15 protein-coding genes are annotated in these 16,349 nt (G+C 71.7%); all 15 read left to right on the top strand.

Annotated features, from left to right (window positions below):
- Positions 1-126 precede the first annotated feature (126 nt).
- Entirely contained in the window at positions 127-1,389 is a 1,263-nt protein-coding gene (locus tag ACFX43_RS26285; RefSeq protein WP_378838294.1) for an ROK family protein, read from the top strand.
- Entirely contained in the window at positions 1,386-2,945 is a 1,560-nt protein-coding gene (locus tag ACFX43_RS26280) for a sugar ABC transporter ATP-binding protein (RefSeq protein WP_378838287.1), read from the top strand. The genes ACFX43_RS26285 and ACFX43_RS26280 overlap by 4 nt, the downstream gene beginning before the upstream one ends.
- Entirely contained in the window at positions 2,942-3,994 is a 1,053-nt protein-coding gene (locus ACFX43_RS26275; protein WP_378838283.1) for an ABC transporter permease, read from the top strand. Before ACFX43_RS26280 ends, ACFX43_RS26275 begins: the two co-directional genes overlap by 4 nt.
- A gap of 88 nt (positions 3,995-4,082) precedes the next feature.
- Positions 4,083-5,120, top strand: coding sequence for a substrate-binding domain-containing protein (locus ACFX43_RS26270; RefSeq protein WP_160024501.1), 1,038 nt, complete (start codon positions 4,083-4,085; stop codon positions 5,118-5,120).
- A gap of 82 nt (positions 5,121-5,202) precedes the next feature.
- Positions 5,203-6,378, top strand: coding sequence for a Gfo/Idh/MocA family protein (locus ACFX43_RS26265; protein WP_378838268.1), 1,176 nt, complete (start codon positions 5,203-5,205; stop codon positions 6,376-6,378).
- Positions 6,379-6,442: 64 nt separating this feature from the next.
- Complete coding sequence (locus ACFX43_RS26260; RefSeq protein ID WP_378838264.1) at positions 6,443-7,264, top strand: ThuA domain-containing protein; 822 nt, start codon at positions 6,443-6,445, stop codon at positions 7,262-7,264.
- Positions 7,261-8,427 carry an inositol-3-phosphate synthase gene (locus tag ACFX43_RS26255; RefSeq protein ID WP_378838260.1) on the top strand — a complete coding sequence of 389 codons (1,167 nt, stop codon included), beginning with the start codon at positions 7,261-7,263 and terminating at the stop codon, positions 8,425-8,427. The genes ACFX43_RS26260 and ACFX43_RS26255 overlap by 4 nt, the downstream gene beginning before the upstream one ends.
- A complete protein-coding gene (locus ACFX43_RS26250) occupies positions 8,424-9,272 on the top strand; it encodes an SCO3242 family prenyltransferase (protein ID WP_378838255.1) in 849 nt (282 codons plus the stop codon). The genes ACFX43_RS26255 and ACFX43_RS26250 overlap by 4 nt, the downstream gene beginning before the upstream one ends.
- Positions 9,269-10,147, top strand: a complete 879-nt coding sequence (locus ACFX43_RS26245; RefSeq protein ID WP_378838251.1) for a sugar phosphate isomerase/epimerase family protein — start codon at positions 9,269-9,271, stop codon at positions 10,145-10,147. Before ACFX43_RS26250 ends, ACFX43_RS26245 begins: the two co-directional genes overlap by 4 nt.
- The gene (locus ACFX43_RS26240; RefSeq protein WP_378838247.1) at positions 10,144-10,749 is read left to right on the top strand and encodes an EboA domain-containing protein; all 606 of its coding nucleotides are present in this window, start codon (positions 10,144-10,146) and stop codon (positions 10,747-10,749) included. Before ACFX43_RS26245 ends, ACFX43_RS26240 begins: the two co-directional genes overlap by 4 nt.
- A complete protein-coding gene (locus ACFX43_RS26235) occupies positions 10,749-11,606 on the top strand; it encodes a TatD family hydrolase (protein ID WP_378838240.1) in 858 nt (285 codons plus the stop codon). Before ACFX43_RS26240 ends, ACFX43_RS26235 begins: the two co-directional genes overlap by 1 nt.
- Positions 11,603-12,787: a metabolite traffic protein EboE gene (gene eboE, locus ACFX43_RS26230; protein ID WP_378838237.1), complete on the top strand. Its 1,185-nt coding sequence runs from the start codon at positions 11,603-11,605 to the stop codon at positions 12,785-12,787. The genes ACFX43_RS26235 and eboE overlap by 4 nt, the downstream gene beginning before the upstream one ends.
- Before the next feature lie 76 nt (positions 12,788-12,863).
- Positions 12,864-14,237, top strand: coding sequence for an alkaline phosphatase family protein (locus tag ACFX43_RS26225; RefSeq protein WP_378838233.1), 1,374 nt, complete (start codon positions 12,864-12,866; stop codon positions 14,235-14,237).
- Positions 14,238-14,265: 28 nt separating this feature from the next.
- Positions 14,266-15,273, top strand: coding sequence for a sugar phosphate isomerase/epimerase family protein (locus tag ACFX43_RS26220; protein WP_378838230.1), 1,008 nt, complete (start codon positions 14,266-14,268; stop codon positions 15,271-15,273).
- 31 nt (positions 15,274-15,304) lie between these two features.
- Entirely contained in the window at positions 15,305-16,261 is a 957-nt protein-coding gene (locus tag ACFX43_RS26215; RefSeq protein ID WP_378838226.1) for a sugar phosphate isomerase/epimerase family protein, read from the top strand.
- The last annotated feature ends 88 nt before the right edge of the window (positions 16,262-16,349 follow it).

Genomic DNA, 16,349 nt, shown 5'->3' with positions numbered 1-16,349 from the left:
AACCGCCAAGAAAGGGTTGTACAACGTGAGCGCGGTCACTAGTTTGTCTCTCAGTCACCGAATTCTGTGACTGCTATCACAGGCTGTGTCTGTGATGAACACCGACACCCCGGACAGGAGGCAGCCGTGCGCGACGCAGACATCACCGTGCGGGTCTCCGCCACCGCCGACCCGGCCGCAGTGCGGACCGCGCGGATGGGCCTGCTCCTGCGGTCGCTCCGCGACCGCGGCCCGCGCTCGCGTGGGCGCCTGGCCGAGGAGACCGGACTGACCCGCACGGTCGCGACCGGACTGATCGAGGAGCTCGCCGAGCTCGGGCTGGTCTCCTGCGAGGACGCCGACCGCCGCGGCGCCGGCCGCCCCGGTGTCCAGGTCCGGCTCGTCGGCAGCTCGGTGTGCGGGATCGGTGCCGAGATCAATGTCGACCATCTCGCCGTCGTCGCCGTCGACCTCGCCGGGGACGTGATCGCCGAGTTCCGTCGCGGCATCGACGGACGCAGGCTTCCGCCCGAGGGCGTGCTGGCCGAGCTCGCCGTCCTGGTCGCCGACGCCCTCGCCGAGGCACGGACCGCCGGCACCACCGTCGCGGGCATCACCGTCGGCGTCGCGGGCCTCGTCGACACCGCCACGCAGCGGGTCACCCTCGCCCCCAACCTCGGCTGGCGCGACATCGACGCCGCCGAGGACGTACGCCGCCGGCTGGCCGCCGTCGCCGCGCCGGTGCCGCCGGTGCGCGTGGCCAACGAGGCCACCCTCGCCGCCACCGCCGAGCTCGACCCGGCCGACGCCGACCGCGCCGACATGGTGGTCCTCTACGGCGAGGTCGGCCTGGGCGGCGCGATCGTCAGCGGCGGCCGGGTGGCCCCGGGCCGGCACGGCTGGGCCGGCGAGATCGGCCACCTCCCGGTCGACCCTCGCGGGCGGCTGTGCGGCTGCGGCCGCACCGGCTGCTGGGAGACCGTGGTCGGTCTGCGGGCGCTGCTCGAGGCGGCCACCGACCCCGACGACCCGGTTCGCGACCCCGTGCTGACCCTGGAGGAGCGCCTCGCCACCCTGGTCGAGCGGGCCCGGCTCGCCGACGGCCGCACCCTGGCCGCGCTGGAGGAGGTCGGGACCTGGCTCGGCACCGGCGCCGCCGTCCTGGTCAACACGCTCAACCCCGGCACCGTCGTGCTCAGCGGCTACTACGCCGTGCTCGGCGAGTGGCTGCGGCCGGCCGTCGAGGCGCGGCTCGCCGCCGACGTCCTCGCACCGCGTGCCGGTGGCACCCAGGTCGCGATCTCTGCCTTCGGCCCCACCGCCGCGGTACGCGGCGGCGCACTGGTCTCCCTGGAGCCGGTGCTCTCCGACCCCACCGCCCTCGCCGAACTGCACGGAGGAACCCGATGACCCAGACCCCGAAGCCGTCGCCGGACGGCCCCGCCGCCAGCGCAGACGGGGGTGACGTACTTCTCGAGATGACCGGGATCGTGAAGCGGTTTCCTGGCGTGCTCGCCCTCGGCGGAGTCGACCTCGACGTCCGCGCGGGGGAGGTGCACTGCCTTCTCGGACAGAACGGCGCCGGCAAGTCGACCCTCATCAAGGTGCTCTCGGCGGCGTACCAGCCCGACGAGGGGGAGATCCTCTGGGAGGGCGAGCCGGTCCGGCTGACCACGCCGGTCGCCGCCATGAAGCGCGGCATCTCGACGATCTACCAGGAGCTCGACCTGGTGCCCGGGCTCACCGTGACCGAGAACATCTTCCTCGGCCACGAGCTCGCCACGGCCGGGTTCAGCCGCCGCAGCGAGGCGACCCAGCGGGTGCGTACGCTCCTGGCCCGGCTCGGCCACAGCGAGGTCGACCCGAACAAGCTGGTCGGCGATCTCTCGCCCGCCGGGCAGCAGATCGTCAGCATGGCGCGGGCGCTGTCCCACGACACCCGCCTGCTCATCCTCGACGAGCCGTCGGCGGTCCTCGACCAGGAGGAGGTGGACAACCTCTTCCGGGTGATGCGCGGCCTCACCGCGGAGGGCGTCGCGATCATCTACATCTCCCACCGCCTCGAGGAGATCCGCCAGATCGGCGACCGGATCACGGTCCTCAAGGACGGCCGCACGGTGGCCACCGGGCTCTCGGTCGAGGAGACCCCGACCCGGGAGCTGATCACGCTGATGACCGGCCGCCAGATCGAGTACGTCTTCCCCGCGCGCCCCGTGATCGCACCCGGACGGGATGGCACGCCGGTGCTCGAGGCCACCGGCCTGTCCGGCGACAGATTCCGCGACATCGACCTCCGCGTCCACGCCGGCGAGATCGTCGGTCTGGCCGGTCTGGTCGGCTCCGGGCGCTCGGAGATCCTCGAGACCGTCTACGGCGCCCGCCGCTCCAGCGCGGGCACGGTCACCGTCAACGGCCGCCGGCTGCGTCGTGGCTCGGTGCGCGCCGCGGTGGCGGCCGGGATCGGCCTCGCTCCCGAGGAGCGCAAGAGCCAGGCGCTGCTGCTCGACCAGGCGGTCTACCGCAACGTGACCGTCTCGTCACTGAACCGGTTCTCCAAGGGCAGCTTCCTCGACAGTGGCGCCGAGCGCCGCGCTGCCGAGGAGCTCAGCCGCTCGCTCGACGTACGTCCGGCCGGGGTGGAACGGCCGGTCCGCAACCTCTCGGGCGGCAACCAGCAGAAGGTCGTGCTCGCCCGTTGGCTGCTGCGCGACTGCAAGGTGCTGCTCCTCGACGAGCCCACCCGTGGCGTCGACGTCGGGGCACGCACCGAGATCTACAACCTCGTCCGCCGCCTGGCCGACGAAGGTGTCGCCGTGGTCGTGGTGTCCAGCGAGGTGGAGGAGGTGCTCGGTCTCGCCGACCGGGTCCTCGTCATCAGCGAGGGCTCCGTCGTCCACGAGGGACCCGCCACCGAGATCGACGAGTCGAAGGTCCTGGACCTCGTGATGGAAGGAGAGGTCGCATGAGCGACACGCCTACGAACGCTGCCGTGGCCCAGGGGGACACGGCTCGGGTCGAGAAGGAAGCGGCTCGCCGGGCGGAGCCCGGTGGCCTCGGCCAGCTGATGCGCAGCGGCGCAGGCCACAACCTCGGCCTGGTCCTGGCGCTGGCGCTGCTGGCCCTGGTCGGCGTCGTCTCCGGCGGCGATCGGTTCGCCTCGGTCGACAACGTGATGACGATCCTCCGCCTCGCGGCGGTGATCGGCGTGGTCAGCATCGGGATGACGTTCGTCATCACCGGCGGTGGCATCGACCTCTCGGTGGGTGCGCTCGTCGCGCTCTCCTCGGTCTGGTGCACGACGTTGTCCACGCAGGCGATGGCCAACGACTACCACTGGATCTTCATCGTCACCACGGCGCTCCTGGTCGGCGCGGGCGCCGGTCTGATCAACGGCCTGCTGGTGGCGTACGGCGGCGTGGTGCCGTTCATCGCCACGCTCGCGATGATGGCCAGTGCCCGCGGTCTGGCCGAGATCATCTCGGCGCGCAAGACCCAGATCGTCAGCGTGCCGGGCTTCACCGACGCGTTCTCCCGCGACATCTTCGGGATCTCGGTCCTGGTCTGGATCTTCGTCATCGTGGCCGTGATCGGCTGGGTCGTGCTCAACCGCACCACCTTCGGCCGGCGCACCCTGGCCATCGGCGGCAACCCGGAGGCCTCGCGTCTGGCAGGCATCAACGTACGCCGCCACACCGTGCTCCTCTACGTGCTCGTCGGCCTCTGCTGCGGCATCGCCGCGATCATGCTGGTCAGCCGCACCACGACCGGCAGCGCCACCCACGGCCAGCTCTACGAGCTCGACGCCATCGCCGCGGTCGTCATCGGCGGCACCCTGCTCGCAGGCGGGCGCGGCACCATCGTCGGCACCGTCTTCGGGGTGCTGATCTTCACGACCCTCACCAACGTGTTCGTGATCAACAACCTCTCGATCTCCGCTCAGGCCTTCACCAAGGGCCTGATCATCATCGCCGCCGTGCTGCTGCAGAAGCGGTTCTCACGACAGCCAGGGTCATGACCGCCCGACGCCATCCAGACATCCAGCCAGCCGTCCACGGCTCTCGGACCAATCCCTTCTCCACCTCGCACGATCTAGGAGCACTTCCATGAAACTGAAGTCCACAGCAAGAATCGTCGTCGCCGGCCTCTCGGTGCTCGCCCTCTCGGCGTGCATCAGCAACACCCCCGAGAAGTCCGAGAACGTCGGTGGCACCTCCAACGCTAAGGCCGGCTCCAACGACGAGAAGGGCGACACGGTCGTCATCGGCTTCTCGGCCCCCGCCGCCGACCACGGCTGGATGGGTGCGATCAGCGAGCAGGCCAAGACCGCTGCCGAGGCCTACGAGGACGTCGACCTGCGCCTGGCGGAGGGCACCAACGACGTCAGCCTGCAGATCAGCCAGGTCGAGACCTTCATCAACGACAAGGTCGACGCCATCGTGCTGCTGCCCTTCGACGGCGCCGCGATGACGCCGGTGGCTCTCAAGGCGATGGAGGCCGGCATCCCGGTCATCAACGTCGACCGTGAGTTCAACGACCCCAACGCCGCCCGGGTCACCGTGCTCGGTGACAACTACGGCATGGGTGTCTCGGCCGGTGAGTACGTCTGTGAGCAGGCCGGCGGCAAGACGGACGCCGTCGTCGCCGAGATCGCCGGCATCGACTCGCTGCCGCTGACCCAGGACCGAAGCAAGGGCTTCAAGGACGCGCTGGCCAAGTGCGACCTCGACGTCGACAACCGGGTCGCCGCCGACTTCACCGTCGAGGGCGGCGAGAAGGCGGCCTCCAACCTGCTCCAGGCCGCGCCGAAGATCGACTTCCTGTGGAACCACGACGACGACCAGGGCGTCGGCGTCCTCGCCGCGATCAACAACGCCGGCCGCGACGAGTTCACCATGGTCGGCGGCGCCGGCTCGGCCAACGCGATGCGCGAGATCGAGTCGGACAAGGGTGTCCTCAAGGCGACGGTCATCTACCCCTCCACCCAGGCCGCCGACGGCATCAAGCTCGCCCGGCTCCTGGCCCAGGACAAGGCGATGTCCGACCTGGTCGAGGTGACCGTGCCGCGCACCATCCAGCTGGACGCGCCGGTCGTCACCAAGGAGAACGTGGACGAGTTCCTGCCCACGGCCTTCGAGTCCTGATCGAGCCCGACCCAGTCAGACCGCAAGATCGCTCCGCGCTCGGGCGCGGAGCGACACCACCGAAACACAGGATCGAGTTCCGATGACCGAGCAGAACGCCACGCTCGGGGTGGGGATGATCGGCTATGCCTTCATGGGTGCCGTCCACTCCCACGCCTGGCGAAGTGCCCACCGCTTCTTCGACCTTCCCCTGACCCCGCGGATGCAGGTTCTCTGCGGCCGTGACGCGACTCGCGTGGCGGAGGCCGCCACCCGGTTCGGCTGGGAGGAGAGCGTCACCGACTGGCGTGACGTGATCGCCCGCGACGACGTCGACCTGGTCGACGTGTGCACGCCCGGCGACACCCACGCGGAGATCGCGATCGCCGCGCTCGAGGCCGGCAAGCACGTGCTCTGCGAGAAGCCGCTGGCCAACAGCGTGGCCGAGGCCGAGCGGATGGCCGCGGCCGCCGCGGTGGCCGCCGAGCGTGGAGTGCGGGCGATGGTGGGATTCACCTACCGCCGGGTGCCCGCCATCGCCCTGGCCCGGAAGCTGGTCGCCGACGGTCGTCTCGGAGAGCTCCACCACGTGCGTGCGCAGTATCTCCAGGACTGGCTGGCCGACCCCGAGACCCCGCTGAGCTGGCGCCTCGACAAGACCAAGGCCGGCTCCGGCGCGCTCGGCGACATCGGCGCTCACATCATCGACCTGACCCAGCACATCACCGGTGACCGGATCCTGGAGGTCTCCGGGATGCTGGAGACGTTCGTCAAGGAGCGCCCGGTCGCCGAGACCTCGTCCGGGCTCTCCGCCACCGCGGGCGCCGAACGCGGTCCGGTGACCGTCGACGACGCCGCGGTCTTCCTGGCGCGGTTCGCCGGGGGAGCGGTCGGCTCCTTCGAGGCCACCCGCTTCGCCACCGGCCGCAAGAACGCGATCCGGATCGAGATCAACGGGTCGAAGGGCAGCCTGGCCTTCGACTTCGAGGACATGAATGTCCTGCACTTCCACGACGCGACCCTGCCGGCCGCCGAGGGCGGCTTCCGCCGGATCGTGGTCACCGAGCCCGAGCACCCGTGGGTGGCCGCCTGGTGGCCGCCGGGCCACGGCCTCGGTTACGAGCACGGCTTCACCCACCAGGTCGTCGACCTCGTCCGGGCACTCGGCGAGGGCACCGAGCCGACGCCGACGTTCGCCGACGGACTCCAGGTGCAGCGCGTTCTCGCCGCGGTGGAGACCAGCTCCGACACCAGGACGTGGCAGGAGATCCCCACCTGATCCACCGGGGCCGCTCGGCCGATTCCAGCCTGTTCAGACCGTTGAGCACAGAAGGGATACGCACATGAAGCACGGATCGAGAAGGTTCCGGACGCTGATCGCGGGAGTCGGGCTGGTGGCAGTGGCCGCCTTTGCCCCGGGCCTGTCACCGGCGCCGGCAGCGAGTGCCGACCGCTCCGACGTGAGCGAGGGGGCCGGGACGTACGACGTCCTGGTGTTCTCCAAGACCGCCGGTTTCCGGCACGGCTCCATCCCTGACGGCATCGCGGCGATCGAGAGGCTGGGGGCCGAGAACGGCTTCACGGTGACCGCCACCGAGGACGCGGCGGTGTTCAACGACACCGATCTGGCGGCGTACGAGGCGGTGCTGTGGCTCTCCACCACCGGAGACGTGCTCGACGCTGGCCAGCAGGCTGCCTTCGAGCGCTACATCCAGGACGGTGGCGGCTATGTGGGCGTGCACGCCGCCTCCGACACCGAGTACGACTGGCCCTGGTACGGCGGCCTCGTCGGTGCCTACTTCGCCGGTCACCCCGCCCAGCAGACCGCGACGGTGAAGGTGCACGGGCACAACACCGCGGCGACAGCCGAGCTGCCGAAGCGGTGGACGCGCTGGGACGAGTGGTACAGCTTCCGCGACCGTCCGGCCGACTCGATCCGGGTCCTCGCCGACCTCGACGAGCGCAGCTACGACCCGGGCCGGTTCGCCATGGGCGACCCGCATCCGATCGCATGGTGCCACCGCTACGACGGCGGCCGGGCCTTCTACACCGGCATGGGCCACACCTCGGAGTCGTTCACCGAGCCGAGGTTCCTCTCCCACGTGCTCGGCGGCATCGAGATGGTCGCCGGGGTTGCCCGTTTCCGCTGCGAGGCGGACCGATGAGCGGACCGACTAACGGGCGGGTCGGACTGTGGCTGGTCGGTGCCTGCGGCTCGGTGGGCGTCACGACCACGGTCGGCGCGCTGGCGGTCCGGGCCGGGCTCGCCGGGCGGGTCGGCCTGGTCGCCGAGCAGCCGGAGATCGCCGCCGCCGGGCTGCCCTCCTTGGACGCTCTCGTGATCGGCGGGCACGACCTGCGGGCGGACCCGTTGCTGAAGCGGGCCGAGCGGCTCGCCGCGGGCGGGGTCGTCCCCGCCGGGATCCTGCCGGCGATCGCCGGTGAGCTGGAGGAGGTCGAGGGGCGGCTGCGTACGGGCTACGACCCGGCGGGCGCCGAGCCGCAAGGTGTCGCGGTCGAGCGGTTGACCGCCGATCTCGTCGCCTTCCGCGAGGAGCACGGGCTCGAGCGGGTGGTCGTGGTGGACGTGGCGAGCACCGAGCCGCCGGCCGAGGTCGTGGGCGGCGGACCGCTCGCCGACCCCGACGCCCTCGACGCGGCGCTGGCCGCGGGGGAGTCACCGCTGCCGGCCAGCTCCGTCTATGTCCTGGCCGCCTACCAGGCCGGCTGCCCGGTGGTCTCGTTCACACCCAGTCCCGGGCCGCGGCTGCCGGTGCTCGTCACCCTCGCCGAGCGCGCCGGGCTCCCGTGGGCGGGCTCGGACGGGAAGACCGGGGAGACGCTGCTGAAGTCGGCGCTGGCGCCGATGTTCTCGACGCGGGCTCTGCAGGTCAACGCCTGGGCCTCGTACAACATGCTCGGCGGTGGTGACGGCGCCACGCTCGCCGACCCGGCCAACGCGCAGAGCAAACTCGTCACCAAGGCCCAGGGGCTGGAGGCGATGCTCGGTCACCCGGTGGAGGGGCCGATGCACATCGACTACGTCCCCGACCACGGCGACTGGAAGACCGCCATCGACCACGTCTCCTTCGAGGGGTTCCTCGGGGTGCGGATGTCGCTGCAGTTCACCTGGAGCGGGTGCGACTCCGCGCTGGCCGCGCCACTGGTGCTCGACCTCGCCCGGCTCGTCCTGCGCGCGCAGGAGGTGGGGGAGAGCGGACCGCTTCCGTTCGGGTTCTTCTTCAAGGACCCGGCCGGCTCCACCGAGCACCGGCTCGGCACGCAGTGGGAAGAGCTGGTCGCGTGGTGCGCTCGGGTGGGCGGATGACGTCTCGCGCCCGAGCCTTCGCCGAGCTCGTCCGGCTGCCGGCGGCCCTCACCGTGCCGGGTGACACCCTGGCCGGGGCCGCCGCGGCCGGTCCGCTGCGGGCCCGCGCGGTCGCGATGCCGGCCGCCTCGGTGGCGCTCTACTGGGCCGGTATGGCGCTCAACGACTGGGCCGACCGGGACCTCGACGCCGTCGAGCGCCCCGAGCGGCCGATCCCGTCGGGGCGGATCGGCCCGCGGCAGGCGCTGGGGGTGGCCGTCGGGCTCACCGCGGCGGGTGTCGGGCTGGCCGGGCTCGCCGGCGGGCGACCGGCCGCGGTGACGGCGGCCGCCCTGGCCGGGACGGTGTGGGCCTACGACACCGTCTTGAAGGACACCTCGGCCGGGCCGGTCGCGATGGCCGCGGCCCGAGGTCTTGACGTGCTCCTCGGGGCGAGTGCGAGTGGACGTACGCGGGCCGGGCTGGTGCCGGCCGGTCTGCTCGCCGCCCACACCGCCGGAGTCACCCTGCTCAGCCGGGGCGAGGTCCACGGCACCCGGCCCGTCACCGCGAGTCTCGCCGGCGCGGTCACGGTCGCGACCGCCGCCGCGGCGGCCGGCCACGGACGGGCGGTGCTTCCCGTCGCCCTCGCCGCGACGTACGCACACAGCGTCGGCTCCGCGCAGCTGGCCGCGGTCTCCTCGCCGGATGCCGGTACGGTCCGGCGGGCCACCGGCGCCGGGATCCGCGGGATGATCCCGCTCCAGGCGGCGCTCATCGCCCGCCGCTCACCGCTGGCCGCGGTCGCGCTGCTGGCCGCCGGCCCGATCGTCAAGGCCGCCTCGAAGGTGGTGTCACCGACATGAGTACGACGAGCACGTTGCGGTTCGGCTACGGCACCAACGGCATGCACAGCCACCGGCTCGAGGACGCGCTGAGCCTCCTGGCCGCACTGGGCTACGACGGGGTCGCGCTGACCCTCGACCACCTTCATCTGGACCCCTTCCGGCCGAACCTGGCGGGCAGGGTCGCCCAGGTCGGCCGCCGGCTGGACGAGCTCGGCCTGTCGGTCGTGATCGAGACCGGCGCTCGCTACATCCTCGATCCGCTCCGTAAGCACTACCCGACCCTGCTTCACCCGGGCCCGGACGCGAGCCGCCGGGTCGACTACCTGCACCGGGCGGTCGAGGTGGCCGCCGACCTCGGCGCCGAGGCGGTCTCGTTCTGGTCGGGCACCCTGCCGGACGGCGTGGACGAGGAGCGGGCCTGGGGACGCCTGTGCGACGGGGTGTGGCGAGTCCTCGACCTCGCCACCCGCCGCGGCGTCGTGTGCGCCGTCGAGCCCGAGCCCGGGCACTTCGTCGACACCCTCGACTCCGTGTTCGAGCTGCGCCGGCGCCTCGACGACCCGGAGCTGCTGCGGGTCACCCTCGACCTCGGCCATGTGGTGTGCAACGAGCCGCGGGGGATGGCCGAGACCATCCGCCTTGCCGGTCCGCTGCTGGCCAACGTGCAGGTCGACGACATGGTCGAGGGCGTCCACGAGCACTTGGAGCTGGGCACCGGCGAGGTCGACTTCACCGCCGCGCTCGGCGCCCTCGTCGAGATCGGCTACGCCGGGCTCGCCGCGCTCGAGCTGCCCCGCCAGTCCCACGCCGCCCCGGTCGTCGCCGAGCGCTCCCTCGCGTTCCTGCGCGAGACCCTCGAGGACCTGCCCCGACCCGAGGAGGTGGGCGCATGAACGAGAAGCTGCTTGCCGAGTGGTGCGCCGAGATCGAGGCAGACCCCACCCGGATCAGGACCCGCTTCCCGGCCGCGGCCAGGGAGATCGGCCGCACGGCCGGCACCTCGCCAGAACCGGGCGCGGAGCGGGTCGAGGACGACGTACGCATGCGGCTGCTGCTGGCGCTCGGCCGTGGCCTGGCTGGTGACGCCGACGCGTTGAGCGCCGAGGTGCACGACCTCTACCGCTTCGGCGACGCCGACGAGCGGCGGGCGGTCCTGCTCGGCCTCGGGCACCTCGAGGATGCCATCGGCGACCGCGCCGTCGACCTGCTCCACGACGCCCTGCGCACCAACGACCCGCGCCTGGTGGCGGCCGCGCTGGGGACGTACGCCGCTCGTCTCGATCCCGCCGCGTGGCGCCAGGCCGTCCTCAAGTGCCTCTTCGTCGGCGTACCTCTTCGTCTGGTGGCCGGCCTCGACAGACCCGACGGATCCGACGACGAGCTGCGCCGGATGGTCGCCGACTACGCCGCGGAGCGGCGCGCGGCCGGCCGCGAGGTGCCCGCCGACGCCCTGCCCTTCCTTCCCGCCCCCACCCAGACCGCTCGGGAGTCCTGATGCGCATCTTCGACCCGCACATCCACATGACCTCGCGTACGACCGACGACTACGAGGCGATGTACGCCGCCGGCGTCCGTGCCCTGGTGGAGCCGGCCTTCTGGCTCGGCCAGCCGCGGACCAGCGTCGACTCGTTCGTCGACTACTTCGACGCGCTGGTCGGCTGGGAGCGGTTCCGGGCCTCGCAGTTCGGAATCGCCCACCACTGCACGATCGCGCTCAACCCGAAGGAGGCCAACGACCCGCGCTGCACGCCGGTGCTCGACCTGCTGCCGCGCTACCTCGCCAAGGACGGGGTCGTCGCGGTCGGCGAGATCGGCTTCGACTCGATGACGGAGGACGAGGAGAAGGCGTTCAGCCGCCAGCTGGAGCTGGCCCGCGAGTTCGCGCTGCCCGCGATGGTGCACACGCCCCACCGCGACAAGCTGGCCGGGACCCGCCGCACCCTCGACCTCGTCGAGGCGGCCGGGATGGAGCCAGGGATGGTCGTCGTCGACCACCTCAACGAGATGACCGTCGACGTCGTCGACGAGGCGGGTGCCTGGATGGGCTTCTCCATCTACCCAGACACGAAGATGGACCCGGACCGGATGGTCGCGATCTTGCAGCGCCGCGGCCTGGACCGGGTGCTCGTCAACTCGGCCGCCGACTGGGGCAAGAGCGACCCGCTGCGCACCCGGGCCACCGGCGAGGCGATGCTGGCGGCCGGCTTCACCGAGGACGACGTCGACCGGGTGCTGTGGCGCAACCCGGTGGAGTTCTTCGGCCAGAGCGGACGGCTGCTGCTCGACGTACCTGCGGCCCACCAGGGCGCGACCTTCGCCGGCAACTCGCTGCTGCGAGGTGAGCGGGCATGAGGTTCCGGCACCGCGACGGCACGGTCGTCCACCTCGGCTACTGCAGCAACGTGCATCCCGCCGAGGACGTCGACGGCATCCTCGACCAGCTCCGCCGCTACGCCGGCGAGGTGCGCGCCCGGCTCGGCGTCCAGCGGCTCGGTCTCGGTCTGTGGCTGCCCGCCGCGACCGCGCACGAGCTGGCCGGTGACCCGGCCACCCTCGACCGGTTGCGTGCCGGCCTGGACCGTCACGGCCTGGAGGTCGTCACCCTCAACGCCTTCCCGTACGCCGGGTTCCATGCCCCGGTCGTGAAGCGCGACGTCTACTCCCCGGACTGGTCGACGCGGCGCCGCCTCGACTACACCCTCGACTGCGCCCGGGTGCTGTCGGCGCTGCTGCCCGACGATGCCGTACGCGGCAGCATCTCGACGCTCCCGCTGGGCTGGCGCACCCCTTGGTTCACCGACCGCGACCGGGCGGCGCGCGAGCTGATCGGCGAGCTCGCCGACGGCTTGGCCGGCATCGAGGCCGAGCACGGCCGGCCGGTGCGGGTCGGGTTCGAGCCCGAGCCCGGCTGCGTCGTGGAGACGACCCGGGACGCGGTCACCCGGCTCGCCGGACTGGCCCCCGACCACCTCGGGATCTGTGTCGACACCTGCCACCTCGCCACCCAGTTCGAGGATGCCACCGAGGCGCTCGACCGGCTGCGCGTGGCCGGGCTGCCGGTGGTCAAGGTCCAGGTCTCCGCGGCCCTGCACGCCGACGACCCGAGCGACCCGGCGACCCGCGAGGCCCTGGCCTCCTACGCCGAGGACCGCTTCCTCCACCAGACCCGCGAGCCGCGCGGGGCACGGGTGGACAGCCGCGACGACCTGCCCGAGGCGCTCGCCGGCCATCGTCCGCTGCCGGCCGAGCATCCCTGGCGGGTGCACTTCCACGTACCCCTTCACGCCGACCCGGCCCCGCCGCTGCGCAGCACCCGCGACCACCTCGCGGGCACGCTCGACGCGCTCCTCGGCGGCCCGGTGGCGCACACCGACCACCTCGAGGTCGAGACCTACACCTGGGGCGTACTGCCCGAGGAGGTCCGCCCCGATGGGGACGCCGGCCTGGTCGCGGGCATCGCGGCCGAGCTGGCCTGGACCCGCGACCGGCTCCTCGAGGCCGGTCTCGAACAGCTGCAGGAGGCATCGGCATGAGCGAGCGTCAGCGAGCGACCATGGGCCTCAGGCCGCCGCGTCCGTACCATGGCGCTTGCGCTACGGGGGCGGCGGCATGAGCGAGAACCTGGGTGAGAAGCTGCTGGTCATCGACGTGGTCGGGATGACCCCCGAGCTGCTTCAGCACATGCCGCGGGTGCGGCAGGTGGGGGAGTCGGGGTTCACCGCCGAGCTGGGCACGGTGCTGCCCGCGGTCACCTGCTCGGTCCAGTCGACCTTCCTGACCGGCGCGCTGCCGCGCGACCACGGCATCGTCGGCAACGGCTGGTACTTCCGCGACCTCGGCGAGGTGCTCCTGTGGCGCCAGCACAACGCGCTGGTGCAGGGCGAGAAGCTGTGGGACGTCGTCCGCCGCCGGCGACCCGGCGCGAAGGTCGCCAACATCTGCTGGTGGTACGCCATGGGCGCCGACGTCGACACCACCATCACCCCACGCCCGGCCTACCACGCCGACGGCAAGAAGTCGCCGGACTGCTGGACGTGGCCGCCCGAGCTCCACGACACCCTCACCTCGGAGCTGGGCCCATTTCCGCTGTTCACCTACTGGGGTCCCACGGCCTCGATCAAGAGCTCGGCATGGATCGTCGCGGCCGCCCGCAAGGTCATGCCCGACCACGACCTCACCCTCGTCTACGTCCCGCATCTCGACTACGACCTGCAGAGGTTCGGCCCCGACAGCCCGCAGGCGGTCCAGGCCGCCCGCGACGTCGACGCCACCCTGGCGCCGCTGCTCGACGACGCCGAGGCGGCGGGCGTACGCGTCGTGCTGCTGAGCGAGTACGGCATCACCCGCGCCACCCGCCCGGTCGACGTCAACCGGCTGCTGCGCCGCGAGGGCCTCCTGCACGTCCACCACAACGCCACCGGCGAGCTGCTCGACCCGTGGACGTCGCGGGCCTTCGCGGTCGCCGACCACCAGATCGCCCACGTCTACATCAAGGACCCCGCCGACCTGGACCGGGTCCGCGACCTGCTGCAGGGTCTCGACGGTGTGGCCGAGGTCCTCGATCGCGCCGGCCAGGCGGCGTACGGACTCGACCACGAGCGCGCCGGCGAGCTCGTCGTGGTGGCCGAGCCGGATGCCTGGTTCACCTACTACTACTGGCTCGACGACGCGAACGCGCCCGACTTCGCCCGCGGCGTCGAGATCCACAAGAAGCCCGGCTACGACCCCGCCGAGCTGTTCCTCGACCCCGAGGACCGCTGGGTCAAGCTGCGTGCCGCCACCACGCTGGCCCGCAAGATGGCCGGGCTGCGCTACGCCATGAGCGTGGTGCCGCTCGACCCCGCCCCGGTCTCCGGCAGCCACGGCCGGCTGCCGGACGACCCCGAGCACGGCCCGGTGCTCGTCTGCTCCGACGCCTCCGTCAAGCGCGACCGGTTCGAGGCCACCGAGGTCCGCGACCTGCTTGCATCCCTGCTCCCCTGAACTGCTCCCCTGAGGAAGGACCAACACCATGACCCGACCGATCACGCTCTTCACCGGCCAGTGGGCCGACCTGCCGTTCGAGGAGGTCTGCCGCCTCGCCTCCGAGTGGGGCTACGACGGCCTCGAGATCGCCTGCTGGGGCGACCACCTCGACGTCTGGCAGGCCGCCGAGGACGAGACGTACGTCCAGGCGAAGCTGGACCTGCTGGCCAAGCACAACCTCAAGGTCTTCACGATCTCCAACCACCTCAAGGGCCAGGCGGTCTGCGACGATCCCATCGACCAGCGCCACAAGGACATCCTGCCCGCGAAGATCTGGGGCGACGGCGACCCCGAGGGCGTACGTCAGCGGGCGGCCGAGGAGATGAAGATGACCGCCCGGGCGGCGAAGAACCTCGGGGTCAAGACGGTCGTCGGCTTCACCGGCTCCTCCATCTGGAAGTACGTCGCGATGTTCCCGCCCGTCTCCCAGGAGGCGATCGAGGCCGGCTACCAGGACTTCGCCGACCGGTGGAACCCGATCCTCGACGTCTTCGACGAGTGCGGGGTGCGGTTCGCCCACGAGGTCCACCCCTCCGAGATCGCCTACGACTACTGGTCGACCGTCGCGACGCTGGAGGCGATCGGCCACCGCGAGGCTTTCGGGCTCAACTGGGACCCCAGCCACATGGTGTGGCAGCAGGTCGACCCGGTCGGGTTCCTGTGGGACTTCCGCGACCGGATCTACCACGTGGACTGCAAGGACACGAAGATGCAGACGGGCAACGGCCGCAACGCCCGGCTCGGCTCCCACCTCGCCTGGGCCGACCCGCGCCGCGGCTGGGACTTCGTCTCCACCGGCCACGGCGACGTGCCGTGGGAGCAGTGCTTCCGGATGCTCAACTCCATCGGCTACGACGGCCCCATCTCGGTCGAGTGGGAGGACGCCGGCATGGACCGCCTCGTCGGGGCTCCCGAGGCGCTCGAGTTCGTCCGTCGGCTCGCCTTCGACGCCCCCGAGGCAGCCTTCGACGCGGCGTTCTCGACCGCCGACTGACCCGCAACACCCAAGAAGAAGGAGTTACGAGATGTGTTTTGGATTCGACGGTGACGGTGCGCTGCAGCGCTCACTCGAACAGCGCGGGCTCAGCCGGCGCTCCCTCATCCGCGGCGCCGCCGCGGGTGCTGCCGCGCTCGGGGTCAGCGGTGCTCTGGCCGCACCGGCATCGGCCGCCGCCAGCTCCGGACGTGGGCACGGCGGTCGCCGGGTCCCGGCCGACAAGATCAGCATCCAGCTCTACACGCTGCGGTCGGTCATGACCGGAGCAGGTGTCGACGCGACGCTGGCCAAGCTGGCGCAGATCGGCTACGACCGCGTCGAGCTGGCCGGTCTCTACGGGCGCACCGCAGAGGACATCCGAGGCGTCCTCGACGGGCTCGGGATCCGCTCCAATTCCAGCCACGACGGCCTGAGCAGCAGCTTCGCGGCGCTCGAGACCAAGTTCGACAACTCCGAGACGCTCGGGGTCCGCTACCTCAACGTGCCCTACCTGGCCTCCAGCTCGCTCTCCGACTGGCAGGCCTGGGCCGACCAGATGAACAACGAGGCGGCGGCCGCGAAGCGGCGCGGCTTCCGCTACGGCTACCACAACCACGCCCATGAGTTCACCACTGATCTCGGCGGCGGGGTCACGCCCTGGGACGTGTTCATGCGGGAGCTCGACCCGGCCTATGTCCACCTCGAGGTGGACCTCTACTGGGCCGTCACAGGCGGGGTGAACCTCGGCATGTCCAGCGATGAGGCGATCGACTTCGCGATCGATGTGGTCGACCGGGCTCCGCTCCAGGTCCGCCAGTACCACGTCAAGGACCGCAACGAGGCCACCGGCGACCACGTCGACCTCGGCACGGGGTTCATCGACTTCGCCAAGATCTTCCGCGCCCACCAGGTCGAGGACTACATCGTGGAGAACGACAGCCCTGACGTCACCCCGATCCAGACCGCGGAGGTGGGCTACTCCTACCTGCGTGGCCTGCGCTACTGACGTACGCCACACCTGACTCGGCAGCCGCCCCCGTCCCTCCCTCCGGGGCGGCTGCCGTCACTCGGTGAACGCTCCGAGAAGTTGAGAT

The sequence above is a fragment of the Nocardioides sp. YIM B13467 genome (genome assembly GCF_042788075.1).
GTDB lineage: Bacteria > Actinomycetota > Actinomycetes > Propionibacteriales > Nocardioidaceae > Nocardioides.
Note: the sequence above shows the minus strand (reverse complement) of the source record. Positions and strands in the feature narration are given on the sequence as shown.